Below are 25,571 nucleotides of genomic sequence, written 5' to 3'. Positions count from 1 at the left end.
TCGTGCTTAGACTGCAGTCGTGAGTGACGAATCCTCAGACCCAGGGGTCGTGCTGGCCGTGGCGGTGGGCCGCAGCCGTAGCCAGGCGGCGGTCTTCGACCTCGCCGGGCGGGAGCTGGCCGGTGACACCCGTGACCACGAGGTCGGCATCTCCGCCGAGGTGCTGATGCCCGAGGTCGTCGAGCGGATGACCAAGATGGTGACCTCGATCGACCTGCCCGTGCTGGCGATAGGGATGAGCCTGCCCGGCGTGGTCAATCCCGATCTCGGGATGAGCATCGACACCCCGGCGATGGGCGGCTGGGACGGCGTCCAGCTGGCCCCCTACTTCACCGCGCTGACCGACGCGCCGCTGATCCTCGCCCACGACGCCCACGCGCTGGCGCGGTCGGAGCTCTTCAACTCCGACCATCCCGTACGCAACGCCCTGGTCGTCAAGGCCTCGACCGGTCTCGGCATGGGCATCATCGTCGACGGCAAGCTGGTCACCGGCGCGCTCGGGGCGGCCGGCGAGATCGGCCACACCCGCATCGACGCGGCCGGAGACCGGCCCTGCCGCTGTGGCTCGACCGGCTGCCTGGAGACCGTTGCGTCCGGCTGGGCGCTCGCCCAGCGGCTGACCGACTCCGGGGTCCCCGCAGGCCACGTACGCGACCTGGTGGCCGCCGCGCTCGCCGGTGACGCCGTCGCGCGCGGGCTGCTGCGCGAGGGCGGACGACAGCTCGGCGAGGTGGTGGCCACGGCCGTCAACCTGCTCAACCCGGAGGTCGTCGTCATCGGCGGCGACATGGCCGGTGCGTTCGACCTCTACACCGCCGGGGTGCGCGAGAGCGTCTACGCCCGCTCCAACCCGATCGCCACCCGCGAGCTCACCTTCATGGCTCAGCTCCATGGCGACTCCTCGGGCCTGGTGGGCTGCGCCGCGATGGCGATCGAGTCCCTCTCCGACCCGCAGTGATCGTCGGCCTGCTCTGGCTGCTCGGGTGCCAGCTGGCCGGAACCGCGATCGTCGAGCTGACCGGGATCCCGCTGCCGGGTCCCGTCGTGGGGATGCTGCTGCTCTTCGTCGTCCTCGTCCTGCGGCGCCGTGACGGCGAGGACGACCCGGTCATCCAGGTCGGCGACTACTTCCTCTCCCACCTGCAGCTCTTCTTCATCCCGGCCGGAGTCGGCGTGATCGCCTACCTCGCGGTCATCCGCGACGCGGCGCTGCCGATCGTCGTCGCACTGCTCGGCTCCTGGTTCCTCGGGCTGGCCGTCGTCGGCTGGGTGCTCACCCTGTTCCTGCGCCGGGTGCCCGAGGTCACCGGCACCGAAGGCGCGCCGGGGGAGGAGATCGAGTGAGCGTCATCCTGTGGCTGTTCGTGACGGTTGCGGCGTACGAGTTCGGGCGGTGGCTTCGCAAGCGGACCCATTCGCCGCTGGCCCAGCCGGTGGCGGTGGCGATCGTGATCGTCGGCACCCTGCTGGCCGTCAGCGGCACGTCCTACGACGACTACGCCGACGCCACCACGCTGATCAGCTTTCTGCTCGGCCCGGCGACGGTCGCGCTGGCGATCCCGCTCTACCACCAGGTCGCGCGGCTGAAGGGGATGGTGGTGCCCGTTCTGGTCGCGCTGACCGCCGGCGCGGTCGTGTCGATGGTCAGCGGCATCCTGCTGGTCCGCTGGCTCGGTGGCGGGGACGTGCTGGAGCGGACGATGGCCACGAAGGCCGTCACGGCTCCGGTGACGATCGCGCTGGCCGAGCGGTTGGGCGGCTACCCGGAGCTGTCGGCGTGCTTCGCGATCGTGATCGGCACCTTCGCCGCGATGATCGCACCGCGGGTCCTGACCCTGCTCCGCATCCGCGACCCGCGTGCCCGCGGCATCGCCGTCGGCGCGGTCTCCCACGGCATCGGCACCGCCCGGATGCTGGAGGAGAGCCGGGTCGAGGGCGCCTTCTCCGGACTGGCGATGGGACTCACCGCGGTTGTGACATGTCTCCTGGTTCCGCTGGTGGCGTACTTCCTCCTCTGAGGCTCCCCGCGGCCTAACGTTGGTCCCATGGCCCGTGTGCACGCCTTCACCGACGACGTACTCGGCACTCTCGACGCGGTCGGGGTCGCCGAGGCCCTGCGACGCGGTGACTTCAGCACGCTCGAGGCGGTCGAGGCGTCCATCGCCCGGATCGAGGCTGTCGACCCCGCGCTCGGAGCGATGGCCTACCGCACCTTCGACCGGGCCCGGATCCAGGCGCGCGCTCCCCGGGCCGGCTTCTTCGCCGGCGTCCCCACCCTGATCAAGGACAACACCGACGTCGCCGGTGTGCCCACCAGGAACGGCACGGATTCGTACGTCATGCCGCCGGCCTCGCGCAACGGCGAGATGACCAAGCTGCTCTTCAAGCTCGGGCTGCTGTCGCTGGGGAAGACCCAGCTCTCGGAGTTCGGGTTCTCGGGCACGGCCGAGCACGCGCGTCTCGGCGCGGTGCGCAACCCATGGGACACCGGCCGCGTGGCCGGTGCTTCGTCGGCGGGTTCGGGTGCGCTGGTGGCCGCCGGGGCCGTACCGATCGCCCACGGCAACGACGGCGGTGGCTCGATCCGGATCCCGGCCGGAGCCTGCGGGTTGGTCGGGCTCAAGCCGACCCGCGACCGGCTGCCCCAGGACCCGATCTACGGCCTGCTGCCGCTCAAGATCGTCACCGACGGCGTGCTGACCCGCTCGGTGCGCGACACCGCCGCCTTCTTCCGGGAGGCCGAGAAGGCGCACCACACCTCGCTGCGGCCGATCGGGGACGTCACCGGCCCCGGGTCGAAGCGGCTGCGCTGTGCCGTCTTCACCGGCGCGCTCGGGCGCGAGGCCAGCCCCGAGGTCGCCGAGCTGACGCTGAAGACCGCGGCGGTGCTCGAGGAGCTCGGGCACACCGTCGAGACGGTGCCGCCGCCGGTGCCCGAGACCTTCGCCGACGACTTCGTCCTCTACTGGGGGACGTTGGCGGTAGCCCTGGTCAACGCCGGCCCGCTCCGCGGCAAGACCTGGGACCGCAGCCGACTCGACAACCTCACGGTCGGCCTCGCTCAGCACACGATCAAGAACGCCAAGTACGTCCCCGCCGCCATCGTCCGGCTGCGCAAGGCGCAGGCGATCGCGGAGGGGTTCCACGCGGCGTACGACGTCGTCCTGACGCCCACCGTCGCGCACGAGACACCGGAGATCGGCCGGCTGGCGCCGAGCCAGATCTACGATCTGGTCATGAAGGGACTGATGGACTGGGTCGCGTTCACGCCGTGGCAGAACGTCACCGGTGGGCCGGCGGTGTCACTGCCGGTTCAGCAGACCCTCGCCGGGCTTCCCCAGGGGATGATGTTCGGGGCGGCACCGGGGCGCGAGCGAATGCTCCTCGAGCTGTCCTACGAGCTCGAGGAGGCGATGGGTTTCGCCCGCATCTGGGAGCCCGATCGAGGCGCCGAGGACCCCGCTGACCTGCGATGATGCGGTCGGCGGAGGGAAGGTCCGTGTCGATTTGTTGAGCACGCCGCCCCTACCGTAATGTTCTCTTTCGCAACGCCCCTTTAGCTCAGTCGGCAGAGCGTCTCCATGGTAAGGAGAAGGTCTACGGTTCGATTCCGTAAAGGGGCTCTGAGTCCATTAGGATTCTTGGGTTGAGGTCCCGCAGTAGGAATACTGCGGGCCTGATTCCTGTTGAGGCGGGGTAGCTCAGGCGGTTAGAGCGCACGACTCATAATCGTGAGGTCGCGGGTTCGATCCCCGCCCCCGCTACCGCCAAAGACCGCATCACCTCGATCAGCACCGTAAGGAAACTCCTGTGGCCAGCAAGAGCAGCGACGTTCGCCCGAAGATCACCCTCGCTTGCACCGAGTGCAAGGAGCGGAACTACATCTCCAAGAAGAACCGTCGGAACGACCCCGACCGTATCGAGCTCAACAAGTACTGCCCGCGTTGCCGCAAGCACACCCCGCACCGCGAGACCCGCTGAATCCTCTCAGTAGAGCGCGACGCTGATCGGCGCTCCGAACGCCCCGCCCCGAGTTCCGGGAGGCGGGGCGTTCGTCATTTCCCGAGACGTCACCCCGGTCGGCCGAGACGTCAGTCCGGTCGACCGAGTTGGCAGGCCGGTGACGCCTCGGCCGACCGAGGTGACGCTTCGGCCGACGTGGGTGACTTCTCGGCTGGCCACTAGAGTTGTCCGCATGGCAGTTGATGGGTCGCTCGTAGGGCGCGCGTTTCCTCCGACCAGGCCCTATCGGGTCACCGATGAGAAGGTGCGGGAGTTCGCTGCCGCCACCGGTGTGGGCTGGGAGAGCGGGGACCCGGTTCCGGCGACGTTCCCGATCGTGCTCGCCTTCGACGCGATGAACGCCTTCCTGGACGACGTCCAGGTCGAGCTGTCACGGATCGTGCACGGCGAGCAGAAGTTCTCGTACGCCCGGCCGATCGCGCCGGGGGACGTGCTGGTCGCGACCCTGAGCGTCGCATCGCTGCGGCAGATCGGCGGCAACGACATCATCGGCACGGTCTCCGAGATCACCGACGAATCCGGGGCGGTCGTCTGCACCACCTCGGCCACCCTGGTCCACCGAGCGGCGGAGGTCGCGTGATGGCACTCGAAGCAGGCGCCGAGCTGGCCCCGAAGACCTACCCGATCACCCGGGCGTCGCTGGTGCGCTACGCCGGTGCGAGCGGCGACTTCAACCCGATCCACTGGTCGGACCGGATCGCCACCGCCGTCGGTCTCCCCGGCGTGATCGCCCACGGCATGTTCACCATGGCCCTGGTCGCCCGAGCTGTCTCGGAGTGGACCGACGGAGCCGAGGTCGTCGACTTCGGCGCCAAGTTCACCAACCCGGTCGTCGTGCCCGATGACGACGAGGGCACCTCGGTGACGGTCAGCGGCACCGTGAAGTCGGTCGAGGACGGGCTGGCGACGATCGCCCTGACCGTCCTCTCCGGCGACCAGAAGGTCCTCGGCATGCCGAAGGTCTCCGTACGTGTCTGAGCTGATCGTCTCGGGCTCCGCTTCGACAGAATCTCTCTCTCGCCACACCACCTTCCATCTCGGCGGCCCGGCGGCGGAGTTCATCACCGCGACCACCGACGCGGAGATCATCGAGGCCGTGACCGCGGCCGACGCGGCCGGGAAGGACGTGCTCGTCCTCGGCGGCGGCAGCAACCTGGTCGTCGCCGACGCCGGCTTCCCGGGCACCGTCATCAAGCTGGCGACCACGGGCGTGGCGGCGGAGCCGGTCGAGGGTGGCGTACGCGTCACCGTGGCTGCCGGTGAGACCTGGGACGACTTCGTGACGACCGCCGTCGACAAGGGCTGGAGCGGCGTCGAGGCGCTCTCCGGCATCCCCGGCAGCGTGGGCGCGACCCCGATCCAGAACGTCGGGGCGTACGGCCAGGACGTCTCCCAGACCATCACCTCGGTCAAGGTGTTCGACCGCGAGCTCCGCGAGGTGCGGAGCTTCACCGCCGGGGAGTGCGCGTTCGGCTACCGCTGGTCGCGGTTCAAGGAGCGACCGGGCCGATACGTGGTCCTCGAGGCCACCTTCCGGCTCGGCACCGACGGCGAGACCGGCTCCCCGATCGCGTACGCCCAGCTCGCCGGCGCCCTCGGCGTCGAGCAGGGCACGCGGGTGCCGTCCAAGCAGATCCGCGAGGCTGTGTTGTCCCTGCGCCGCGGCAAGGGCATGGTCATCGACGAGGCCGACCACGACACCTGGTCGGCGGGCTCGTTCTTCACCAACCCCGTGGTCGCCCCCGAGGACGTGCCGGAGGGCGCTCCGGCGTACCCCCAGCCCGACGGCACGGTGAAGACCTCCGCCGCCTGGCTCATCGACCACGCCGGTTTCAAGAAGGGCCACGGCAATCAGAGGGTGTCGCTCTCCACGAAGCACACTCTCGCCCTCACCAACCGCGGTCAGGGCACGACCGAGGACCTGCTCGCCCTGGCGAGAGAGGTACGCGACGGGGTCGAGGCGGCGTACGGGATCGTGCTCGTCAACGAGCCCGTCATGCTCGGCGTGGAGCTCTAGGAGCGACCAGCCCGGACTCGTAGGCGAACACGACGAGCTGAGCGCGGTCGCGCGCGTGCAGCTTGGTCATCGCCCGGTTGATGTGGGTCTTGGCGGTCAGCACGCTGATCACCATGGCCTCGGCGACCTGGTCGTTGGTCATGCCGCGGGCGACCAGGGCAACGGCCTCGCGCTCCCGGTTGGTGAGCTCGGCGAGCCCGAGGGGAGCGTCGGCCGGGGAGGGCTGGCTGACGTAGTGGTCGATCAGCGCGCGGGTGACCGACGGCGCGAGCATGGCGTCGCCACGTGCGGCGACGCGCACCGCGTGCACGAAGTCCTCCGGCTGGACGTCCTTGACGAGGAACCCGGCAGCGCCGGCGCGCAGGGCCTCGAGGACGTACTCGTCCATGCCGTAGTTGGTCAGGATCACCACGTGCACGTCAGCCAGCGTCGGGTCGACGGCGATCCGCCGGGTGGCCTCGAGACCGTCGGCCACGGGCATCTGGATGTCGACCATCGCCACGTCGGGCAGGTGCTCGCGGGCGAGCGCCACCGCCTCGACGCCGTCGGCGGCCTCGGCGACCACCTCGATGTCGTCCTCGATGTCGAGGAGGGCCCGGAAACCGCTGCGGATGAGCGGCTGGTCGTCGACCAGGAGCACCCGGATCACGACGTACGCTCCACCGGCAGCCGTGCCTCGACCATGAAACCGCCCTCCTCGCCGGGCTGTGCCCGCAGCTGACCTCCGAGGGCGGAGACCCGCTCCCGCATCCCGAGCAGCCCGATGCCTGGCACGGTCGTGGCCGGGGCGCCGGTGCCGTTGTCCTCGACACGGATCCCGAGCGAGTCGGGCCCGTGGTCGATGTGGACCGACGCGGTGGTGGCCGCGGCGTGGCGGGTCACGTTGGTCAGCGCCTCCTGGACGATTCGGTAGGCCGTCCGGCCCACCGCGACCGGAACCGTGCCGGGCTGGCCTTCGACGGTGAGCGTGACGTCCAGCCCGGTGGACCCGGCGGATCCCACCAGGTCGCGTACGTCCTCGAGCCCCCGCGGCGGGTTCGGATCGTCGTCGCGCAGCGCCGTCAGCGTGGCCCGCAGCTCGCGGGCAGCCTCGCGCCCGGCCTCCCGGATCGCCAGCAGCGACTCGGGGACCTCCTCACCGCGCCGCTGGGCCACGTGGACGGCGGCCTCGGACTGGATCTTGATCACCGAGATCTGGTGGGTGAGGGAGTCGTGCAGCTCGCGGGCGATGTGCAGGCGCTCGTCGTCGGCCCGGCGCTGGGCCGCGGCCTCCCGGGTGCGCTCGGCCTCGTCGGCCCGTCGCTCGGCCTGCCGGAGCGCCTCACCGGCGGCGCCTGCCGCGATCAGCCAGGCGATCTCCAGGGCCCCGCGCGCCTGCTCGGAGGCGGCGCCGAGGTCGCCCACGGAGGCGTACGCCACCAGGAACAGCCCGCTCTGCATCACCACCGCGGCCAGCACCGTGACCAGCCGGTGCCCTTCCCGCACGGCTGCGTAGACCGCGACCAGGAACGCGATCACCGCGACGTCGAACCCGAGTGCTTGGAAGGCCAGCCCGCAGGCGCCGCTGGCGACCAGCACGGCGACCGGCGCTCGGCGCCGGAAGACCAGGACGAGACCGCTCGCGACCAGCGCGGCGTAGCCGAGAAGCTCGTTGCCGGAGTCGGGCTGACCGCCACTCAGCGCAGCGGCCAGCTGGGCCACGGCCACACCAGCGGCGATGACCCAGTCTCCGACCGTGATCCGCTGCCTGGCCATGCGAGCAGGATATGCCCGCGCCTCCTGCCCGCGAGTCCCTCTGACGCAGGAGATCCGGCTACCACGTACGCAGTAGCGACGGCTCCGAAGAGTCCACGCGGGCAGGACGACTCCGGCGTGCGCCGGCGGGACGATCGAGTCATCCGATCGAACTCGATGAAGGAGTCCTCCATGTCCCTGAACGAAGTACTCATCAGCGCCGCCGACCCTGACGTCGGCGCCTACACACTGACCACCGCCCGGCTGTGGGCGACGCTCGCCGCGTTCGTCGGCCTGGCCGGCGCAGTGGCCGGCGCGGTAGCGCTGGCCCGTGCCGTACGCGGCGTCGGCAACCGTGGCCGCAACGGCGCCGTCGTCGCGCTCGGCTGCGGCACGATCGCCCTGGTCGTCGGCGTCGTCAACCTGATCGTGGCCGACGGCGGACCCGGCACCGGCAACGGCGTGGTCGGCGGCGGGATGGCGATCGTCCTCGGCCTCGCCGGCCTCGTCCTCGGCGCTCTCGCACTCAGGCGGGCGCGTGAAGCCGTCTAGCCCCGCTCGAGGAGGAGAAGGACCTCGTGGTGATCGGTGTTCGGGAACATGTCGAGCAGCCGCGCCGACACCGGTCGCAACGAGGGCATGTCGCGCAGGTCGCGGGCGAGGGTGTCGACGTTGCACGAGGAGTAGACGACGTGCTCGACCCCCGACTGCTCCAGCCAACCAGCGAGCGAGGAGCCGATCCCGCGCCGCGGCGGGTTGACGATGACCAGGTCGGGCGCGGAGCCGGCCGAGAGGGCGTACGCAGCCGCATCCCCGGCCACCCAGCTGGTGCCCGGCAGTCCCAGCTCCGCGGCGGTCGAGGCGGCGGCTTCGATGGCCTGCTCGCTGGACTCGACACCGAGCACCTCCCGCCCGGGAGCGGCCATGTGCAGCCCGAAGCCGCCGACGCCGCAGTAGAGGTCCCAGACAGAGGTCGGCGCGGCCGAGGAGACCAGGTCGCGGGCATGGCGGTAGAGCGCGGCCGCGACATCGGTGTTGGTCTGGAAGAACGAGTGGGGGCGCAGGCGCAGGCCGATCCCGTTGACCTCCATCGTGAGCGCCTCGCGGGCGGTCAGGAAGATCTCCTCGGGCCCCTCGATGACGGCCTTGTGCTCCGGCTGGATGTTCACCGAGGCGACGCCGATCGGGAGTTCGTCCAGCAGAGCCGGAAGGTGCTTGCGCAGCCGGGCCAGCGCCTCGGTGGACCGCAGCACCCAGCGCACCATCAGCTCCCCGCCAGGCGCCTCGGTGACGATCACGTGCTTGAGCTCGCCGCGCCGCTCCGGCACGGAGTAAGGGGTCAGCCGTGCGGTCGTGACGAACCGGGACAGGACCGGCAGCGCGGCCTGCAGGCCCGGGGTGTGCAGCCCGCACGCGAGCAGGTCCACCCCGAGTCCGTCGTGCGACAGGATCCCCAGCGTCGGCGCCTCCACCGAGCCGGCGACGACCATCTTCGCCTTGTTGCGGAAACCGGCCTCCGGGCTGGAGACCGGTTCCTCCCAACGTACGTCGCCGAGAGCCTCGGCGACCCGCCGCTGTTTCTGCGCGAGCTGATCTGCGTACGCCATCTCCAGCCAGCGGCAGGAGCGGCAGGCGCCGGAGGTGAAGTAGCCGCAGTCCATCCGTCAGATTCGGCTGCTCAGCATCGCGTTGATGCTGTCGAACGTCGTGCTGTCGGTCTCGTTGGAGGCGACGACGATCATCACGATGATGAAGATGATGTAGGCGATCCAGAAGAGCATGTAGAGCGCCCCGAAGATCGTCCCGATGAGGCCGGTGATGAAACCGGCCTGAGCGTTGCCGCGCCCGCTGTAGGCAGCCGGGTTGGCGTCGATCTCGGCCATCACCCGCTTGCCCTTGACCCATCCGAACGGTGCGACGAAGACGCCGATCCCGCCGCACATGACCGACAGGCACAGCCCGACGATCCCGAGGACCATCGCCGAGTTGGCCTCAGGATGCGGAGGGGGCTGTGGGAAGCCGTAGGGCGCTGGTGCGGGCTGGTAGCCCGGCGGCGGCGTGTCCGTCATCTCAGAACTCGCTGTCGTAGGTCTCGTAGCCGCTGTCGTAGCCCGGGTCGTCGAACCCACCGCTGACGCCGATGATGATGACGACGGCGATCAGAAGGATGCTCAGGACCAACAGGACGGTCCCGATGATGCCGAGGATGAAGCCCGCCTGCGCGTTGCCGCGGCCGGTCAGGGCACCGGCCGACGCGTCGATCCGCTTCTTGGCGGAGAGACCCATGAACAGGGCGAACGGCGAGAGGACGATGGGGAGACCGCAGAGGAACGACCCCACGAGCCCGACGATGCCGAGGACCATCGCCGTGGTCGCCCCCGAGTCCGGGGTGCCGACCGGACCGGCGTACGCAGCTGGAGCACCGTAGGGCGCCTGGCCGTAGCCCGGCTGACCACCGTAGTTCGGCTGACCGCCGTAGGCCGGCGGCGGAGGCGTCTGTCCGTAGCCGGCCGTCGGCGGGACCGGCGGCTTCTGGTCGAACGTCGCGCCGCCATAGGGGTTGGGCGGCTGCTCACCGTAGGTCTGGCCGTACATCGGCTGGGTCGGCGCAGGCGGCGTCGACGCAGGCGGCGTCGCCACCTGGGTCTCGTCGGCCTGGGTCGGCTCGGACGGGGTCGGCGGAGGCGGGGTGGAGGCGTCGGCCGGCTTGTTGGGATCGGGCTGATCGTCGGACGGGTTCGTCATGGCCGACATTCTGTCTTAACTTGCCGGGTCCGTGGGTTGCGAGGGCGCGCTGAGCCAGTCGTCGATCTCGGCGAGCAGACCTTTCTTGGTCGACTCGGGCGCGGTCGAGGCGGTGATCGACATCCGCGCCAGGTCGGCGAGGGTCTCGTCGGTGAGCTCGTGAGCGGCCCGCATGGTGGCGTACTGCGCCGCCAGCCGGGACCCGAACAGCAGCGGGTCATCGGCCCCCAGCGCCACCGTCGCACCCGCGTCGAGCAGCTGCGGCAGCGGCACCGAGGTCAGGTCGGAGTAGACGCCGAGCGACACGTTGGATGTCGGGCAGACCTCCAACGCGACGCCGGCGCGCACGATCTCGTCGAGCAGCGCCGGATCCTCGGCAGCGCGTACGCCATGACCCAGCCGGGTCGCGTGCAGCGACCGCAGCACCGTGCGGATGTGCTCGGGCCCGCGCAGCTCACCGCCGTGCGGCATCAGCCGCAGACCGGCCCGCTCGGCGATCTGGAAGGCGTGGTCGAACTCCTCGGTCCGCCCGCGCCGTTCGTCGTTGGAGAGCCCGAAGCCGACCACGCCATGGTCGACGTACTGCGCGGCCAGGCGCGCCAGCGTGCGCGCGTCCATCGGGTGCCGGGTGCGGTTGGAGGCGATGATCACCGCGATCCCGAGCCCGGTCGCCCGCTCCGCGTCGCCGACGGCCGAGAGCACCAGGTCGGTGAAGGCCGTGATCCCGCCGAACTTCGCCGCATAGCCCGACGGGTCGACCTGGATCTCGAGCCACCTGCCGCCGTCGCGTACGTCGTCCTCGGCGACCTCCATGACCAGCCGCCGGATGTCCGCCTCGGTGCGCAGCACCGAGCGCGCCACGTCATAGAGACGCTGGAACCTGAACCAGCCCTTCTCGTCGGCCGCGCTCAGCGTCGGCGGCCAGTCCGCGACCAGCTGCTCGGGCAGCCGGATCCCGTCGCGCTCGGCCAGCTCGAGCAGGGTCTGGTGGCGCATCGCACCCGTGAAGTGCAGGTGCAGATGCGCCTTCGGCAGCGTACGTAGGTCGCGTCGGTCCGCAGTCACGCGACCACCTCCGTAGCGCAAGCGCCAGAATACGGACGCGGTCGCGTGATCTCTTGGTTCGTTCGCTGACGCTCTCTCACGCGAGCAGCTTCTCCGCAGCGGCCAGCTTCACGCACACCGTGACGACCTCCATGGCCCCGCTGACCTGCTCCAACGGCGGGAAGGACGGCGCCAGCCGGATGTTGGTGTCCTCCGGGTCGACCTTGCCGGGGAACGCCGAACCGGCCGGGGTCAGCGCGACGCCGGCACCCTTGGCCAGCTCGATCACCCGGGTCGCGGTGCCCGGGAGCACGTCGAGGCTGACGAAGTAGCCGCCGGCGGGCTTGGTCCAGGTCGCCACGCCGAGCGCGCCGAGCTCGGCGGTGAGGGCGTCCTCGACGGCCGCGAACCGCGGCGCGAGGAGCTCGCGGTGCTTGGCCATGTGCTCGCGTACGCCGGTGGCCGAGCCGAAGAACTCCGCGTGCCGCAGGTGGTTGACCTTGTCGGGGCCGATCGCGCCGTGGCTGAGGTGGTCCAGCCACCAGGCGACGTTCTCCTTCGAGCCGCCGAAGAAGCCGACGCCGGCGCCGGCGTAGGTGACCTTGGAGGTCGAGGCGAAGACCAGCGGACGGTGGGGGTTGCCGGCCGCGTTGGCCAGCGAGACGACGTCGGCGGTCTTGGTCTCGGCCGGGGTCAGGTGGTGCAGCGCGTAGGCGTTGTCCCAGAAGATCTTGAAGTCGGGAGCCGCGGTCGGCATCGAGGTGAGCCGCTCGGCGATCTCCTGCGAGGTGGTGTCACCGGTCGGGTTGGCGTAGGTCGGGACCAGCCACATGCCCTTGATCGTGGGGTCGTCCTTGACCAGCGCGGCGACGGCGTCGGCATCGGGTCCGTCGGCGTGCATCGGCACGGTCACCATCTCGATCCCGAACCACTCCAGGAGCGTGAAGTGACGGTCGTAGCCCGGCACCGGGCAGACGAACTTGACCGTCTCCTCCTGCCCCCACGGGCGCTCGCTGTCGACGGCACCGTGAAGCCACAGGTACATCAGCGTGTCGCGCATCATCGTGAGGCTCGAGTTGCCGCCGGCGATGAGTTGGTCGGTGTCCAGGCCGAGCAGCTCGGCGTAGATGTCGCGGATCTCGATGCCGCCCGCCAGACCGCCGTAGTTGCGCGTGTCGGTGCCGTCCGGGGCGGTCGTCGTCTTGGGGAGATGGAGCAGGCCGTCGGAGAGGTTGAGCTGGTCCGCGGAGGGCTTGCCCCGGGTCAGGTCCAGCTTCAGGCCCTTGGCCACCAAGTTGTCGTACGCCGTGCGCTGCTCCGTTGCGAACGCTTCGAGTTCCTCGCGCGAGAGCTCGGCGAGGGGACGGGGATCTGAGGTCATGTCAGCAATCCTATGGGTCGAGGGGTCCCGGTTTGGAACGCGTTGAGCCGCGTGCGTAGACTCACCGTTGGTGGTCTTCCCACATGGTCAGTTGCGCCCTCAACCGCGCCTCTGATGCAGACCTCCGTAGGGCACTAGCTCAACTGGCAGAGCATCGGTCTCCAAAACCGAAGGTTGGGGGTTCAAGTCCCTCGTGCCCTGCAAAGCCGGACCAGCGATGGAAACGTTTTCGAGAGAAGGTGGCGGCGTGACGGACAGCAAGGCAGTCCCGACTCCGAACGACAAGAAGACGGAGAAGCGCACCAGTCTCCCGACGTTCTACCGCCAGGTCGTGGCCGAGCTCCGCAAGGTCGTCTGGCCGACGCAGCAGCAGCTCACGACGTACTTCATCGTGGTTCTGGTCTTCGTCCTGGTCATGATGGCGATCACCGCGGGCCTTGACCTCGGGTTCGGCAAGTTGATGTTCTGGGTGTTCGGCGGCCGCGACGCGTGATCGCGTGGGCCCCGGCCCGCGGAACACACCCGATACACACAATCAACGGTTTGGAGCAGGACGTGTCTGAGCAGGACTACACCGAGGAGACCGAGGTCCTCGAGACGGCCGAGGCCGCCTCCGACGTGCCTGCAGAGGCTGAGCTCGACGAGGCCGACGAGTCCGGTGACGCTGTCGAGTCCGAGGACTCCTTCGACGAGATCGTCGAGGGCGAGGCCCCTGAGGCCGCTGACGACGACCCGCTCGAGGCGTTCCGCCGCGAGCTGTGGGCCAAGCCGGGCGACTGGTTCGTGATCCACACCTACTCCGGCATGGAGAACCGGGTGAAGTCCAACCTGGAGAACCGCATCGTCTCCCTCAACATGGAGGACTACATCCACGAGATCGTGGTCCCCACCGAGGAGGTCCCGGAGATCAAGAACGGCCAGCGCAAGATGGTCAAGCGCACCGTTCTCCCGGGTTACGTGCTGGTTCGGATGGACCTCACCGACGAGTCCTGGGCCGCCGTACGCCACACCCCGTCGGTCACCGGCTTCGTCGGCCACAGCCACCAGCCGGTGCCGCTGTCGATGACCGAGGTCGAGAACATGCTCGCCCCCGCCGTCGTCGCCCAGGCCGAGGCCGAGGCTGCCGCCGCCGGTGAGGCCGCGACCGCCACCTCCGGCTCCACCGGCACCGCCAAGAAGCCCGTCGAGGTCGTCGACTTCGCCGAGGGCGACTCGGTCACCGTCGTCGACGGCCCCTTCGCCACCCTGCACGCCACCATCACCGAGCTCAACGCCGAGTCCCAGCGCGTCAAGGCGCTCGTCGAGATCTTCGGCCGCGAGACCCCGGTCGAGCTCAGCTTCAACCAGATCGAGAAGGTCTGAGCGGGTCGAGACCCACTTTCCCGTAGCAATCAGGCCCCCTGTCCGCATTCGCGAGCAAGGGGCCTGATGCCGTTTTCGTCACCGAGCGTAGGTCAGGCAGGCGTCTGCAAGGCCGAGAGCTCCTGCGGATCGTCGGCGGCCGGCAACCGGGCGAGAGTCTCCAGGTCCCGTACGACGGCGGCAGGCGTGAGAGGTGACGGCATCAGCAGCACGTCGATGAGGCCGTCGACCGAGTTGTCGACGGTGAACCTGGCGGCAGCGTTGATCCTGACGAGCTCGTCGACCGCGCCCTGAGCGGCGGCCGCACGGACGCCTCGTGCAAGCGCGGCGGGGTCGTCAGGGGCGACCAGGGTGATCGAGCCACAGTCGGTCTCGGGAAGACCTCCGTCGTCGGAGGCGACGACGCGGCAGCCGGAGTGCTGGGCCTCGATCGAGACGATGCCGAAGGTCTCGTGCCAGTACTGGCTGTTGGAGGGCATGACGATGATGTCGTGCTGGGCCATCAGCGTGGCCATCGCGCGCGAGGTGGTCCGCCGGGGCACGAGCCGAACGCTGGGATGCGCTTCGAGGACCCGCTCGATGTTGCGGCCCTGCGGCTTGTCGGAGCCGGCGGTCGTGGCCGTGCAGGTGAAGGCCCGCTCCTGGCCGGCCGGGTCCAGGTCGAGCATCGCCAGCAGTGTGTAGATCCCCTTCTCCGGGCTCAGCCGGCCCGCGTAGAGGATGCGAATCCCGGCCTCCTCGGCGGGCGGGCGTACCTCGGTGCTGAAGCACGCCTCGGCGTACGGGTAGACGATGCTGATGGTGTCGATGTCGACGTCGAGGAACTCGGCCCACAGTTGCGCCGAGAACCGGCTGGTCGCGATCAGCGATCGGTCCTGCATGGTGGCCGCGATGCGGGCCCGGTCGACGGCGTCTCCCGGTGGTGGCACGTGCAGCATCTGGTACGCCGGTCGCCTGGTCATCACGACGGGGAACTCGGCGACGAAGATCACCACACCGTCGAGCTCGCCGACGTCCGCGACGCCAGCCACGGAGAGGAAGGGGATGTCCGCGAACTCGTCGCGTCCGTCCGTCATCCCGACTCCGATGGTGACGACGTGGGCGTTGATGCCGCGGCGATTGAGCTCGCGGACGTGGCCGATCGTGTAGTTCTCGGTGCCCCCGGTGCCTGCCGGCAGCGGCTGGTGCGGGTTCCAGACGAAGTAGATGTTTCCGACTGTCTTCGGACGATTGTCGAGATACGAAGCCATCTGCCCACTGTCTGCGGGTTGCTGCCGACACCGCTGCCGTGTGCCCCCGCGGTGTCCGCGTCGAGCGGCAGGTGTCCTGCAGTCTTGGCCCCAGCCTAGCCGCCGGGCCCTCACGTCACGTAGACGCGGACTTCCCAGGGCTCCAGCCGATCGGGATCGATCCTGCTCCTGGGGTAGTTGGCCAGCACCAGGTCGCGAGGCCTCCGGTCGCGGTCGACGGAGACCGGCAGGTCGGACAGATTCGCGTGGACGGTGAGGGTGACGTCACCCAGTTGGCGCCGAAAGGCGTAGATCTGGTCACGGCCCGTGTCGATGGCGGCGAAGTGCCCGTCCACCACCACCGGCAGCCGGTGCCGCAGCGCGATCAGGGCGCGGTAGTACTCATAGACCGAGCCCGGCGCGCCGCGCTGCGCTGCGACGTTCAGCCAGCTGTGGTTGGGATTGACCCCGATCCAGGGACTGCCGGTCGTGAAGCCGGCGCCGGACGCGGCGCTCCACTGCATCGGCGTACGCGCGTTGTCCCGGCTCCGGCGTCGCAGGGTGTCCAGCACGACGCTGGCATCCTCGCCGTGCGTGCCGACCGCTCTGGCGTAGTGGTCGAGCGACTCGATGTCCCGGAAGTCGTCGATGTCGTCGAACCGGGTGTTGGTCATCCCGATCTCCTCGCCCTGGAAGACGTACGGCGTGCCCCGGTGCAGGTGCAGCACGGTGGCCAGGGCGGTCGCCGACTCGCGCCAGTACGTCGTGTCGTTGCCGTAGCGGGAGACGACCCTGGGCTGGTCGTGGTTGTTCCAGTAGAGGCTGTTCCATCCGCTCTCGCCGAGGGCGGTCTGCCACTTCGCGAGCGTGTCCCGCAGGTCGTTCACACTCATCCGTCGCTGGGTCCACTTGTCGCCGTCCGCATCGAGGGTGACGTGCTCGTACTGAAACACCATGGCCAGCTGGCCGTGCACCTGGTCGGTGAACTGCCGGGCCTGCTCGGGCGTGACCCCTGGCATCTCACCAACGGTGAGGTAGCTGCCCGGCCGCGAGTCGAAGACCCGGTGCTTCATCTCGGCCAGATAGTCGCGGATCCGGGGACCGTGGCTGAAATACGGCATTCCGTCGCCGTACCCGTCGCGGTTGAGCGGCGCGTCGGGGAGCCGGGGATCCTTGGAGATGAAGTTGATGACGTCCATCCGGAAGCCGTCGATCCCGCGGTCGAGCCACCAGTTCATCATGGTGTAGACCGCCTCGCGGGTCTCCGGGTTGTCCCAGTTCAGGTCCGGCTGGGACCGAGCGAACAGGTGCAGGTAGTACTGGCCGCGCTCAGGCACCCACTCCCATGCGGATCCGCCGAAGGACGCACCCCAGTTGTTCGGCTCCGACCCGGGCTCGCCGGGCACCGTCCCCGGCCGGGCATCCCGCCAGAAGTACCACTCGGAGGTGGCACTCTCACGCGAGCCGCGCGAGGCGAGGAACCAGGGGTGCTGGTCCGAGGTGTGGTTGACGACGAGGTCCATGATCAGCCTCATGCCCCGCAGATGGACCGCCGCGAGCAGCCGGTCGAGGTCCTCCAGGGTGCCGAAGAGCGGATCGACGTCCCGGTAGTCGCTGACGTCGTAGCCGTTGTCCTCCTGCGGCGAACGGTAGACCGGGGACAGCCAGATCACATCGATCCCGAGTTCCTGGAGATAGTCCAGGTGTTCCACGATTCCGGGAAGGTCACCGATGCCGTCGCCGTCGGTATCGGCGAAGCTGCGGACGTAGATCTGGTAGACCACCGCCGACTTCCACCACGCCTCGTTGCCCGAGGCCGACCGAGACGCGCCGGGTGCGGCCATGTGCCACCGCCTCGGGTTTGCCACCATGCCAGTGTCGAGAATGACCTGGACGACTGTGGCCCTGCTTCGAGCCTATCCGAATGCCAAGTGGGCATTCGGGGGTCGGAAGGAAGCCTTATGGCAGCGTCTTGATCAGCCACTCGACGTACCCGGTGATGTCGGTGACGACTCCGGGAACGGCGGCGTTGGCCTGGGTGACGGTCTTGCCGAGCAGCCGGATGCTGCAGGAGTCGACGGCGCGGTTGGTGTCCCAGCCGTCGGCGAGGTCGGGGAAGCGGGAGGAGAGCTCGGCGGCACAGATCCCGCGGCGCTCGGAGATCGAGGCCCAGCTGCCGTCGTCGGTCGGGGTGGGGCTGGGGCTCGGGGCCGTCGAGGGGGTCGGGCTCGGTTCGTTCGAGGGCCGGGCGCCTGAGCTCGGCTTCGGTGTGACGGCGTGGGGCTTCTTCTTCCCGGGCTTCTTGTCGGCCTTCTTCGCCCCATTCTGCCCCGGGCGGCCAGGTTTCGGCTCGGCGTGCGCGGGCGCGGCGGCGAGCTCGATGTCGTCGCCGCCGTAGGGGCTGTCGGCGTAGCCCTTGGCGATCTTCAGGACGGTGGAGACGTACGCCTCGCTGCGGTTGTAGCGGGTGAGCGAGGCCTGCTTCCCCGCATCGGTGGAGACGTCCTCGTCACCGGAGCAGAGGTAGACGGCAGCGGCGAGGGCGGCGTCGTCGATGTCCTGGGGGTCGCGTACGCCGTCGCCGTCCCCGTCGACGGCCACCAACGGCCAGGTCGAGGGGATGAACTGCATCGGCCCGACGGCCCGGTCGCCGCTGGTGAGCTTGTCGACGGCGCCGGCATCGGTGTCGGGCGAGGGGCTGCCGGAGCCGGTGGTCAGCGTCGGGCCGTAGATGGCAGGAGAGGCCTTGCCCGAGTCGTCGAGCCGGCTGTTCTTCAGGCGCCCGTGGTCGGACTCGACCATCCCGACGGCGGCGAGCAGCGTCCAGTCGAGAGCGCAGGCCCGGTCGGCGGTGGTGACGACGGCGGCCGCACGCTGGTACGCGGCCAGTGCCGGCATCGGGATGTCGCTTCCCTGCGCCATCGCGACGGCGATCGTGCCGGTTCGGGCGCCCTTGCGAGCTCCTTGCGCCGGCGCGGGCTCGGTGACGCTCGCGGGTTGGTCGATCGCCGACGTCACCAAGGTCTCGCCTCCGGGCAGCGTCACGGGTTCGATCGGATCGAACCCGGTGCCGGTGGCGGCGGCGGTCCACCCCGCCGAGAGCGCGGCCAGCGGCACGAGCGCGGCGAACATGGACAGACGTCGGTTGAACAATTCAGCTCCCTTTGTAAATCCCCGGGGGAGTATGCCAAGGGGAGTGGTGGCCGTCACTCGGGGGGTCCCACTCAGTGGGCCGCCTCCGCTGATTTCGTGAACCCGGACGGATCACGGACAATTGACCAGTTGCGAGAGCAACACAGCAGGTGGCAGAGGCCGCAACGTACAAGCGGCTTCGTCATGACCACGAGAAGGAAGAGATCTCAAGAATGCCTCCGAAGAAGAAGATCGCAGCGCTCGTCAAGGTGCAGCTGCAGGCCGGTGCCGCGACCCCGGCCCCGCCGGTCGGTACCGCGCTCGGTCCGCACGGCGTCAACATCATGGAGTTCTGCAAGGCGTACAACGCCCAGACCGAAGCCATGCGCGGCAACGTGATCCCCGTCGAGATCACCATCTACGAGGACCGCAGCTTCACCTTCATCACCAAGACCCCGCCGGCCGCTGAGCTGATCAAGAAGGCCGCCGGTCTCAAGAAGGGCTCGTCCGTCCCGCACAAGGACAAGGTCGGCAAGCTGACCAAGGACCAGGTGCGCGAGATCGCGACCACCAAGCTGCCCGACCTCAACGCGGAGGACATCGACGCCGCGATGAAGATCGTCGAGGGCACCGCCCGCTCCATGGGCGTCACCACCGACTGACCGTGGGAGAGCCGCGCTGGCTCGCTAACCACATCTCCTCTTAACCCTTAAGGAATTCACCATGCAGCGCAGCAAGACCTACCGCGCGGCGGAAGAGACGTTCGACAAGAACGAGCTCTACGCCCCGCTGGCCGCGATCAAGATCGCCAAGTCCTCCAGCAAGAAGAAGTTCGACGAGACCGTTGACGTCGTCATGCGTCTCGGCGTCGACCCCCGCAAGGCCGACCAGATGGTGCGCGGCACCGTCAGCCTGCCCCACGGCACCGGTAAGACGATGCGCGTCATCGTCTTCGCCGCTGCTCCGGACAAGGCCGAGGCCGCCCGCGAGGCCGGCGCGGACGTCGTCGGTGGCGACGACCTCATCGAGAAGGTCTCCGGTGGCTGGCTCGACTTCGACGCCGTCGTCGCGACCCCCGACATGATGGGCAAGGTCGGCCGCCTCGGCCGCGTGCTCGGCCCCCGTGGCCTCATGCCGAACCCGAAGACCGGCACCGTCACCCCGGACCCCGGCAAGGCCGTGTCCGACATCAAGGGCGGCAAGATCGACTTCCGGGTCGACCGTCACGCCAACCTTCACTTCATCATCGGCAAGGCCTCCTTCTCCGAGGCCCAGCTCGCTGAGAACTACGCCGCTGCTCTCGAGGAGGTGCTTCGTCTGAAGCCGTCCTCCTCCAAGGGCCGCTACCTGAAGAAGGTCACCCTCTCGACCACCATGGGCCCCGGTGTCCAGGTCGACCCCAACCGCGTCAAGAACGTGGCGGGTGAGGACGAGGCCTGAGCCTCGACAGACCACACGAGCGCCGCTGCCCGGTTTCGGGCGGCGGCGCTCGTCGCATTTGGGCGCTGCGTACGGCCTGTTTCGGTCCTTCCGTCACTGCCCGTGGACCGCGTCGGGGCCCTAGGTTCGGACGGTCGACGAAAGGAACATCGGTGCTCAGACTTCGTGCTCTCGTCCCGGTCCTCGCCGTAGCCCTGGTCGCGACGGCGGGCGTCACCGCCGCCGCGGCCGACCCGCCCGAACCGGTGGTCCGGACCGACAAGGGAGCGGTCCGGGGCGTTGCCCATGACGGTTTCCGAACCTTCCAGGGGATCCCGTACGCCGCCCCGCCGGTCGGCCGGCTCCGCTGGCGCGCCCCGGCGCCGGCCGATTCGTGGACAGGGGTGCGCGACGCCACCGAACCGGGCAGCCAGTGTGCGCAGCAGGCCCCGGCGTACGGAGGTGCGACGACCTACGAGGAGGACTGTCTGTTCCTCAACGTGTTCGCCCCCGACCGGCCGGCGAAGCGGAAGCTGCCGGTGATGGTGTGGTTCCACGGCGGCGGGAACACCACCGGCTCCAGCTCCGGCTACGACGCGAGCAAGTTCGCCGTCGAGGGTGACGTGGTGGTCGTGACGGTCAACTACCGCCTCGGCGCGATCGGCTGGCTGGCGCATTCCGGGTTGGACGGGGCGTACGAGTCCGGCAACTACGGGCTGCTCGACCAGCAGGCTGCGCTGCGCTGGGTGCGTCGCAACATCGCCGCCTTCGGTGGCAACCGGGGCAACGTGACGATCTTCGGTGAGTCGGCCGGGTCGATCGACACCTGCGCCCAGATCGCCTCGCCGGCCGCCGCCGGACTGTTCCACAAGGCGATCCCGCAGAGCGGGAGCTGTGCGGCCGGCGCGCGCAGCGACGCGGGTTCCGAGGCCGAGGGCCAGCGGCTGGCCGCCGCGGTGGGCTGCGGCGACGCGGCTGACGTGGCCGCCTGCCTGCGGGCCACCCCCGTCAAGGCGCTGATCGAGGCCTTCGGCGCGGCCGGGCTCAACGCCGGACCGGTCGTCGGCGACCCGCGGGTGCTGCCGCGGACCTACCCCGATGCCATCGACTCCGGAAGGTTCAACCGGGTGCCGGTGATGCACGGCTCGACCCTGGACGAGATGCGGCTCTACGTCGGGCTCGAGTATCCGCGGCCGATCACGGCGGAGAAGTACGAGCAGATCGTACGCAGCACCTACGGCCCCGCCGCCGATGCCGTCCTCGGGCTCTACCCGGCGAGCGCCTACGACGACCCGCGGCACGCCCTGGCGGCGATCCGTACCGACTCGGCCGGTGCACTGTCCACCTGCGCCCATCAGGAGGCGTTCGCGAAGCTCGAGGCCGCCGGGGTGTCGGTCTTCGCCTACCAGTTCGCCGACCGGGACGCACCGCCGCTGATCGACCTGCCCGGCTACGAGGAGGGCGCGGAGCACGCCACCGAGCTGACGTTCCTGTTCCCGGGGCTCCTCGGCGAGCTCGACGAAGGACAACAGAAGTTGTCCGACACGATGGTCGCCTACTGGACCTCGTTCGCCCATCACGGCCGCCCGGTCGCACCCGGTGCGCCTCGCTGGCCGACGTTCCGGGACTCCGCCGACGTACTTCAGTTGGCTCCTGGTGAGGGTGGGGTTCACCCCGTGGACACGTCCGCGACGAGCCACTGTGGGTTCTGGGCCGACGTTCTCGGTTGATGCACGATCTCACTACGATGGCCCGCCACCTCAAGGGGTAGCGGGCCGTCGGTGTCCAAAGACACGTAGAGTGCCACGCATGAATCTGCGGAAGCTCGCTGCTGCCCTGACCGTTCCCGTCCTCGGCCTGGCGCTCGCCGCCTGCGGTGGCGGCGACGAGGGTGGCACCTCCCCGTCGGGTGCGAAGCTGGTCAAGGCCGACACCCTGACCATCTGCACGCACCTTCCCTACAAGCCGTTCGAGTTCAACGAGGGCGGCGAGGTCGTCGGCTTCGACATCGACGTGCTCAAGATCGCGGCCGACGCCGAGAAGCTCGAGACCGAGGTCGTCAACATCGGCTGGGAGACCATCGTCTCCGGTGAGGCCCTCAACTCCGGCAAGTGTGACGTCGCTGCTGGCGCGATGACGATCACCGAGGAGCGCGAGAAGGTCATGGACTTCACCGAGCCCTACTTCGAGGCGACCCAGGCCCTGATGACCAAGAAGGGTGCGGGCTACGCGTCGCTCGACGACCTCGGCGGCAAGACCATCGCGGTCCAGGAGGCGACCACCGGCGCCGACTACGTCAAGGAGAACGCCCCCGAGGACACCAAGATCATCACGCTCGAGGACTCCGCGCTGATGATGCAGGCGGTCAAGTCCGGCAAGGCCGACGCGGGCGTCAACGACAACGGTCTGCTCTACGACTTCGTGAAGTCCAACTCGGACATGGAGATCACCAGCGAGTTCCAGACCGGTGAGGCGTACGGCTTCACGGTCAAGAAGGGCGGCAACGACAAGCTGCTCGAGGTGCTCAACAAGGGCATCAACGACAAGGCTGCCTATGACAAGGTCTACAACAAGTGGTTCGGGGAGGCTGCCGCGCAGTGAGTAGCGCGGCCGTAGTTCCCAAAAAGCGGATGTCGCCGCGCAAGCGCGCGGCGCTCGTCCGCTACATCCAGTACGCCATCTTGGTGCTGCTGGTCGTCGTCGTTGCCCTGATCGCCGACTGGGGTGAGATCAGGCGGGCGTTCCTCGACTTGGACGTCGCCGCTCAGATGGTTCCCGATGTCATCGTGATCGCCCTCAAGAACACGATCTTCTACACCGCCTGCGGCTTCGCCTTCGGGCTGGCGCTTGGTCTGGTGCTGGCGCTGATGCGGCTATCGAGCGTTGGTCCCTACCGGTGGATCTCGACCGGCATCATCGAGCTCTTCCGGGGGCTGCCGGCGCTAGTGGTCTTCTTGGTGCTCGGACTCGGCTTGCCGCTGGCCTTCGGCGTGAACCTCGGCAACGTCGTCACAGTGACGCTGGCGCTCGGTCTGGTCGGCGGCGCTTACATGGCCGAGACGATCCGGGCAGGCATCCAGGCGGTGCCGAAGGGGCAGTACGAAGCGGCACGCACCCTGGGTATGACCCACACTCGGGCGATGGTCACCATTGTGATCCCGCAGGCGTTCCGCATCATCCTGCCGCCGTTGACCAACGAGCTGATCCTGCTCACCAAGGACTCCTCGCTGGTCTACATTCTCGGGATGTCGCTGGACGAGTACGAGCTGACCGCTTTCGGCCGGGAGAACATGAACGCCTTCTCCAACCTGACCCCGATGTTCACGATCGCGCTGTGCTACCTGCTGATCACGGTGCCGCTCTCGATCGTCGTACGCCGCATGGAAGCCAAGTCCGGGAAGGCCCGTTGATGACTCAGACCGAGACGACGCCATCCGCCGACCGCGGCGAGGCGGTGATCGACGTACAGAACCTGCACAAGTACTTCGGTGACAACGAGGTGCTCAAGGGCATCGACTTCCACATCGCGCGGGGAGAGGTCGTCTGCGTGATCGGGCCCTCGGGCTCCGGGAAGTCGACACTGTTGCGCTGCGTGAACCTCCTCGAGGAGCCGACCAGCGGCACGATCCTGGTGGACGGCGAGGAGATCACCGATCCGGACGCCGACGTGGACGGGCTGCGCGCCCGGATCGGGATGGTCTTCCAGCAGTTCAACCTGTTCCCGCACATGACCGTGCTGCGCAACCTGACGGTCTCGCAACAGAAGGTGCTCAAGCGCGGTAAGGCCGAGTCGCTGGAGATCGCACGGGCCAACCTGGAGAAGGTCGGGCTCTCGGACAAGGCCGACGCCTACCCGGCCCACCTCTCCGGTGGCCAGCAGCAGCGCGTCGCCATCGCCCGGGCGCTGTCGATGAACCCCGACATGATGCTCTTCGACGAGCCGACCTCCGCGCTGGACCCCGAGCTCGTCGGGGACGTTCTGGCGGTCATGAAGGACCTGGCTGCCGAGGGCATGACCATGATGGTGGTGACCCACGAGATGAGCTTCGCCCGCGAGGTCGCCGACAAGGTCGTCTTCATGGACGGCGGCGTGATCGTCGAGGAGGGCCTGCCGGCCGACGTCCTCGGCAACCCCCAGCACGAACGCACCCAAGCTTTCCTCGCCCGGGTGCTCTGAGGCGCGGATGCTCACCGAGGTACCTCGGTCAGCCAGCGCTTCCTTCGTGGAATTCCGCGAAAGAAGCAGGCACTGGCCGAGTTACCTCGGTGAGCAGACGGCCGCAACTGGCGCGGTGACGGCCGCGAGGCCGAGGCAGAGCCCCGCGCCGACGAGCCAGACCGTCGGAACCCCATGCGACAACAGACCGGTCGCAAGCATCGGCCCGATCGTCTGCGCGATCCCCCAACAGGTCCCGTACGCCGCCAGATAGCCCGCCCGTGAGCCGTCGGTGGCCGCCAGGCCGGCCACGAGCGCGATCGGCGGACCCAGGAGCAGCACCTCACCGAGCGCGACTATCGCGGAGCCGAGTGCGAGGAGCGGCAGCGGTGCTGCGTACGCGATCACGGCGAAGCCGACGGCCATCAGGACCAGGCCTGCGCGGATGAGCGTGAAGGGCCGGGCAGCGGCGCCACGGAGCAGGCGCTGGCCGGCGATCGTGGTCAGCGCGGCGACCACGAGCAGCCAGCCGGTGGCTGCGGCGTCGTGCCCGCGGGCGGAGACGGTGAGGGGAAGAGCGATCGTGCTCAGGATCCATGCGGTGGCGAACCCGGTGCCGAGCGCGAGCATCGTCAGGAGCTGGCGATCACGCCAGGGACTCGGCCCGGACCGCTGCCGGCGCACGCCGCGAGCCGTGGTGTCCCGCACGAGTGCGAGGACGAGAACCGCGGCGCACAGACAGGTGAGCGCGTCGGCGACGAAGAGCAGGCGCAGGTCGACGCCGCCCACGAGGGCGGCCACTGCTCCTGCCGCCACACCGGCGACGGCCATCGCGGCGCCATAGAGTCCGTACGCCTGTGGCCGTCTCTCGGCCTCCACCGACTCTGCGATCAGTGCCTGGGAGGCGGGCTCGTAGATCTCGTACGCCAGCCCGAGCAGCGTCGCGCCGATCAGCGCGCCCGCGATGCCGGGGGACGCGGCGATGACCAGCTGGGCCACCGCGCAGGCGACGAGGCCGGCGACGGTGGTCGGCCGGCGGCCCACTGTGTCGGCCATCCACCCGCCGAGCAGCCTCGACGGGATGGTGGCGACACCGAAGGCCGTGACGATCGCACCGGCCGTGGCGAGGGAGGCCCCATGCACCTCGACCAGGGCGACCGCCATGAAGGCCATGGCGAACGAACCCAGCCGGTTCACCGCCCGGGCGGTGACCAGCACGACGAGGGACCGCGGCCACCGTGTACCTCGGTGACTGGTCAATGGTTGAATGACGGTCATGGCTGAGACGGTAGGACCCGAACTCGTGACTGGTCAAATACATTTCGACAG

Annotated in this window: 28 protein-coding genes and 3 tRNA genes; 20 read left to right on the top strand and 11 right to left on the bottom strand. The window is 69.2% G+C overall.

From position 1 onward, the window contains the following. The first annotated feature begins 19 nt into the window (after positions 1 to 19). The 10 genes from OH802_RS01505 (at position 20) to OH802_RS01460 (ending at position 6,040) form a co-directional block, all read left to right on the top strand. Positions 20 to 958: an ROK family protein gene (locus OH802_RS01505; protein WP_406024452.1), complete on the top strand. Its 939-nt coding sequence runs from the start codon at positions 20 to 22 to the stop codon at positions 956 to 958. Next, positions 955 to 1,344, top strand: coding sequence for a CidA/LrgA family protein (locus tag OH802_RS01500; protein WP_406024450.1), 390 nt, complete (start codon positions 955 to 957; stop codon positions 1,342 to 1,344). The genes OH802_RS01505 and OH802_RS01500 overlap by 4 nt, the downstream gene beginning before the upstream one ends. After that, entirely contained in the window at positions 1,341 to 2,018 is a 678-nt protein-coding gene (locus OH802_RS01495; protein ID WP_406024448.1) for an LrgB family protein, read from the top strand. The genes OH802_RS01500 and OH802_RS01495 overlap by 4 nt, the downstream gene beginning before the upstream one ends. A gap of 27 nt (positions 2,019 to 2,045) precedes the next feature. Beyond that, complete coding sequence (locus OH802_RS01490) at positions 2,046 to 3,476, top strand: amidase (RefSeq protein ID WP_406024446.1); 1,431 nt, start codon at positions 2,046 to 2,048, stop codon at positions 3,474 to 3,476. 74 nt (positions 3,477 to 3,550) lie between these two features. Continuing rightward, positions 3,551 to 3,623, top strand: a tRNA-Thr gene (locus tag OH802_RS01485). 67 nt (positions 3,624 to 3,690) lie between these two features. Next, a tRNA-Met gene (locus OH802_RS01480) sits at positions 3,691 to 3,764 on the top strand. A gap of 46 nt (positions 3,765 to 3,810) precedes the next feature. Further along, a complete protein-coding gene (gene rpmG, locus OH802_RS01475; protein WP_355019358.1) occupies positions 3,811 to 3,981 on the top strand; it encodes a 50S ribosomal protein L33 in 171 nt (56 codons plus the stop codon). 214 nt (positions 3,982 to 4,195) lie between these two features. Further along, positions 4,196 to 4,603 (top strand): MaoC family dehydratase N-terminal domain-containing protein, encoded by a 408-nt coding sequence (locus OH802_RS01470; protein ID WP_355019357.1) that lies wholly within the window; start codon positions 4,196 to 4,198, stop codon positions 4,601 to 4,603. Then, on the top strand, positions 4,603 to 5,001 hold the full coding sequence (locus OH802_RS01465) for a MaoC/PaaZ C-terminal domain-containing protein (RefSeq protein ID WP_406024443.1): 399 nt from the start codon (positions 4,603 to 4,605) through the stop codon (positions 4,999 to 5,001). Before OH802_RS01470 ends, OH802_RS01465 begins: the two co-directional genes overlap by 1 nt. After that, positions 4,994 to 6,040, top strand: a complete 1,047-nt coding sequence (locus OH802_RS01460; protein WP_406024441.1) for a UDP-N-acetylmuramate dehydrogenase — start codon at positions 4,994 to 4,996, stop codon at positions 6,038 to 6,040. Before OH802_RS01465 ends, OH802_RS01460 begins: the two co-directional genes overlap by 8 nt. On the opposite strand, the gene OH802_RS01455 is transcribed toward OH802_RS01460, so the two are convergent. Then, the gene (locus OH802_RS01455) at positions 6,018 to 6,689 is read right to left on the bottom strand and encodes a response regulator (RefSeq protein ID WP_406024439.1); all 672 of its coding nucleotides are present in this window, start codon (positions 6,687 to 6,689) and stop codon (positions 6,018 to 6,020) included. The two genes, OH802_RS01460 and OH802_RS01455, sit on opposite strands and share 23 nt — an antisense overlap. Next, positions 6,686 to 7,795 carry a sensor histidine kinase gene (locus OH802_RS01450; protein ID WP_406024437.1) on the bottom strand — a complete coding sequence of 370 codons (1,110 nt, stop codon included), beginning with the start codon at positions 7,793 to 7,795 and terminating at the stop codon, positions 6,686 to 6,688. Before OH802_RS01450 ends, OH802_RS01455 begins: the two co-directional genes overlap by 4 nt. A gap of 171 nt (positions 7,796 to 7,966) precedes the next feature. On the opposite strand from OH802_RS01450, the gene OH802_RS01445 reads away from it, so the two are divergent. Then, positions 7,967 to 8,326: a DUF6223 family protein gene (locus tag OH802_RS01445; protein ID WP_406024435.1), complete on the top strand. Its 360-nt coding sequence runs from the start codon at positions 7,967 to 7,969 to the stop codon at positions 8,324 to 8,326. Here OH802_RS01445 and rlmC read toward each other — a convergent pair. The 5 genes from rlmC to OH802_RS01420 form a co-directional block, all read right to left on the bottom strand. After that, positions 8,323 to 9,435, bottom strand: a complete 1,113-nt coding sequence (gene rlmC / locus OH802_RS01440; RefSeq protein WP_406024433.1) for a 23S rRNA (uracil(747)-C(5))-methyltransferase RlmC — start codon at positions 9,433 to 9,435, stop codon at positions 8,323 to 8,325. The two genes, OH802_RS01445 and rlmC, sit on opposite strands and share 4 nt — an antisense overlap. Before the next feature lie 3 nt (positions 9,436 to 9,438). Further along, positions 9,439 to 9,843 carry a DUF4190 domain-containing protein gene (locus OH802_RS01435; protein WP_355019350.1) on the bottom strand — a complete coding sequence of 135 codons (405 nt, stop codon included), beginning with the start codon at positions 9,841 to 9,843 and terminating at the stop codon, positions 9,439 to 9,441. A gap of 1 nt (position 9,844) precedes the next feature. Next, positions 9,845 to 10,519 (bottom strand): DUF4190 domain-containing protein, encoded by a 675-nt coding sequence (locus tag OH802_RS01430; protein WP_406024430.1) that lies wholly within the window; start codon positions 10,517 to 10,519, stop codon positions 9,845 to 9,847. A gap of 15 nt (positions 10,520 to 10,534) precedes the next feature. Beyond that, positions 10,535 to 11,584 (bottom strand): adenosine deaminase, encoded by a 1,050-nt coding sequence (locus OH802_RS01425; RefSeq protein WP_406024428.1) that lies wholly within the window; start codon positions 11,582 to 11,584, stop codon positions 10,535 to 10,537. Between the two features lie 76 nt (positions 11,585 to 11,660). Next, positions 11,661 to 12,944, bottom strand: a complete 1,284-nt coding sequence (locus OH802_RS01420; RefSeq protein WP_406024426.1) for an aminotransferase class I/II-fold pyridoxal phosphate-dependent enzyme — start codon at positions 12,942 to 12,944, stop codon at positions 11,661 to 11,663. Between the two features lie 128 nt (positions 12,945 to 13,072). Between OH802_RS01420 and OH802_RS01415 the strand changes: the two genes are divergently transcribed. From OH802_RS01415 to nusG, 3 genes are all read left to right on the top strand, one after another. Next, positions 13,073 to 13,145, top strand: a tRNA-Trp gene (locus OH802_RS01415). 16 nt (positions 13,146 to 13,161) lie between these two features. After that, on the top strand, positions 13,162 to 13,437 hold the full coding sequence (gene secE, locus OH802_RS01410; RefSeq protein WP_350663303.1) for a preprotein translocase subunit SecE: 276 nt from the start codon (positions 13,162 to 13,164) through the stop codon (positions 13,435 to 13,437). Between the two features lie 62 nt (positions 13,438 to 13,499). Further along, a complete protein-coding gene (gene nusG / locus OH802_RS01405) occupies positions 13,500 to 14,306 on the top strand; it encodes a transcription termination/antitermination protein NusG (protein WP_406024424.1) in 807 nt (268 codons plus the stop codon). 92 nt (positions 14,307 to 14,398) lie between these two features. Here the strand turns inward: nusG and OH802_RS01400 are convergent, their stop codons facing one another. The 3 genes from OH802_RS01400 to OH802_RS01390 all read right to left on the bottom strand — a co-directional run bounded on the left by OH802_RS01400 (position 14,399) and on the right by OH802_RS01390 (position 18,688). Beyond that, a complete protein-coding gene (locus OH802_RS01400; RefSeq protein ID WP_406024422.1) occupies positions 14,399 to 15,556 on the bottom strand; it encodes a glycosyltransferase family 4 protein in 1,158 nt (385 codons plus the stop codon). A gap of 110 nt (positions 15,557 to 15,666) precedes the next feature. After that, a complete protein-coding gene (locus tag OH802_RS01395; protein ID WP_406024420.1) occupies positions 15,667 to 17,379 on the bottom strand; it encodes an alpha-glucosidase in 1,713 nt (570 codons plus the stop codon). A gap of 115 nt (positions 17,380 to 17,494) precedes the next feature. After that, positions 17,495 to 18,688: a lytic transglycosylase domain-containing protein gene (locus OH802_RS01390; RefSeq protein ID WP_406024418.1), complete on the bottom strand. Its 1,194-nt coding sequence runs from the start codon at positions 18,686 to 18,688 to the stop codon at positions 17,495 to 17,497. Positions 18,689 to 18,900: 212 nt separating this feature from the next. Between OH802_RS01390 and rplK the strand changes: the two genes are divergently transcribed. From rplK to OH802_RS01360, 6 genes are all read left to right on the top strand, one after another. Then, the gene (rplK, locus tag OH802_RS01385) at positions 18,901 to 19,329 is read left to right on the top strand and encodes a 50S ribosomal protein L11 (RefSeq protein ID WP_141802520.1); all 429 of its coding nucleotides are present in this window, start codon (positions 18,901 to 18,903) and stop codon (positions 19,327 to 19,329) included. Between the two features lie 61 nt (positions 19,330 to 19,390). Then, positions 19,391 to 20,107: a 50S ribosomal protein L1 gene (gene rplA, locus OH802_RS01380; RefSeq protein ID WP_357355114.1), complete on the top strand. Its 717-nt coding sequence runs from the start codon at positions 19,391 to 19,393 to the stop codon at positions 20,105 to 20,107. A gap of 152 nt (positions 20,108 to 20,259) precedes the next feature. Beyond that, positions 20,260 to 21,816: a carboxylesterase/lipase family protein gene (locus OH802_RS01375; protein WP_406024415.1), complete on the top strand. Its 1,557-nt coding sequence runs from the start codon at positions 20,260 to 20,262 to the stop codon at positions 21,814 to 21,816. A 79-nt stretch (positions 21,817 to 21,895) separates the two neighbouring features. Beyond that, on the top strand, positions 21,896 to 22,687 hold the full coding sequence (locus tag OH802_RS01370; RefSeq protein WP_406024413.1) for a transporter substrate-binding domain-containing protein: 792 nt from the start codon (positions 21,896 to 21,898) through the stop codon (positions 22,685 to 22,687). Positions 22,688 to 22,716: 29 nt separating this feature from the next. Further along, complete coding sequence (locus OH802_RS01365; protein ID WP_406024411.1) at positions 22,717 to 23,496, top strand: amino acid ABC transporter permease; 780 nt, start codon at positions 22,717 to 22,719, stop codon at positions 23,494 to 23,496. After that, complete coding sequence (locus OH802_RS01360) at positions 23,496 to 24,263, top strand: amino acid ABC transporter ATP-binding protein (RefSeq protein ID WP_406024409.1); 768 nt, start codon at positions 23,496 to 23,498, stop codon at positions 24,261 to 24,263. The genes OH802_RS01365 and OH802_RS01360 overlap by 1 nt, the downstream gene beginning before the upstream one ends. Before the next feature lie 81 nt (positions 24,264 to 24,344). Here OH802_RS01360 and OH802_RS01355 read toward each other — a convergent pair whose 3' ends face one another. Further along, positions 24,345 to 25,520: an MFS transporter gene (locus tag OH802_RS01355; protein ID WP_406024407.1), complete on the bottom strand. Its 1,176-nt coding sequence runs from the start codon at positions 25,518 to 25,520 to the stop codon at positions 24,345 to 24,347. Between the last annotated feature and the right edge of the window lie 51 nt (positions 25,521 to 25,571).

It is taken from the genome of Nocardioides sp. NBC_00850 (assembly GCF_045207335.1).
In the GTDB taxonomy this organism is placed as follows: Bacteria; Actinomycetota; Actinomycetes; order Propionibacteriales; family Nocardioidaceae; genus Nocardioides.
This window is presented reverse-complemented; position numbering and strand designations above follow the sequence as displayed.

Bases quoted from the DNA above. Each gene is read 5' to 3' on its own strand.
- OH802_RS01400 (WP_406024422.1), bottom strand. From the start codon at position 15,556: ATGGCTTCGTATCTCGACAATCGTCCGAAGACAGTCGGAAACATCTAC.
- secE (WP_350663303.1), top strand. From the start codon at position 13,162: ATGGAAACGTTTTCGAGAGAAGGTGGCGGCGTGACGGACAGCAAGGCA.
- OH802_RS01360 (WP_406024409.1), top strand. From the start codon at position 23,496: ATGACTCAGACCGAGACGACGCCATCCGCCGACCGCGGCGAGGCGGTG.
- rplA (WP_357355114.1), top strand. From the start codon at position 19,391: ATGCAGCGCAGCAAGACCTACCGCGCGGCGGAAGAGACGTTCGACAAG.
- OH802_RS01450 (WP_406024437.1), bottom strand. From the start codon at position 7,795: ATGGCCAGGCAGCGGATCACGGTCGGAGACTGGGTCATCGCCGCTGGT.
- OH802_RS01365 (WP_406024411.1), top strand. From the start codon at position 22,717: ATGTCGCCGCGCAAGCGCGCGGCGCTCGTCCGCTACATCCAGTACGCC.
- OH802_RS01355 (WP_406024407.1), bottom strand. From the start codon at position 25,520: ATGACCGTCATTCAACCATTGACCAGTCACCGAGGTACACGGTGGCCG.
- OH802_RS01370 (WP_406024413.1), top strand. From the start codon at position 21,896: ATGAATCTGCGGAAGCTCGCTGCTGCCCTGACCGTTCCCGTCCTCGGC.
- OH802_RS01435 (WP_355019350.1), bottom strand. From the start codon at position 9,843: ATGACGGACACGCCGCCGCCGGGCTACCAGCCCGCACCAGCGCCCTAC.
- OH802_RS01470 (WP_355019357.1), top strand. From the start codon at position 4,196: ATGGCAGTTGATGGGTCGCTCGTAGGGCGCGCGTTTCCTCCGACCAGG.
- OH802_RS01420 (WP_406024426.1), bottom strand. From the start codon at position 12,944: ATGACCTCAGATCCCCGTCCCCTCGCCGAGCTCTCGCGCGAGGAACTC.
- OH802_RS01445 (WP_406024435.1), top strand. From the start codon at position 7,967: ATGTCCCTGAACGAAGTACTCATCAGCGCCGCCGACCCTGACGTCGGC.
- OH802_RS01465 (WP_406024443.1), top strand. From the start codon at position 4,603: ATGGCACTCGAAGCAGGCGCCGAGCTGGCCCCGAAGACCTACCCGATC.
- rlmC (WP_406024433.1), bottom strand. From the start codon at position 9,435: ATGGACTGCGGCTACTTCACCTCCGGCGCCTGCCGCTCCTGCCGCTGG.
- rplK (WP_141802520.1), top strand. From the start codon at position 18,901: ATGCCTCCGAAGAAGAAGATCGCAGCGCTCGTCAAGGTGCAGCTGCAG.
- OH802_RS01490 (WP_406024446.1), top strand. From the start codon at position 2,046: ATGGCCCGTGTGCACGCCTTCACCGACGACGTACTCGGCACTCTCGAC.
- OH802_RS01395 (WP_406024420.1), bottom strand. From the start codon at position 17,379: ATGGCCGCACCCGGCGCGTCTCGGTCGGCCTCGGGCAACGAGGCGTGG.
- OH802_RS01430 (WP_406024430.1), bottom strand. From the start codon at position 10,519: ATGACGAACCCGTCCGACGATCAGCCCGATCCCAACAAGCCGGCCGAC.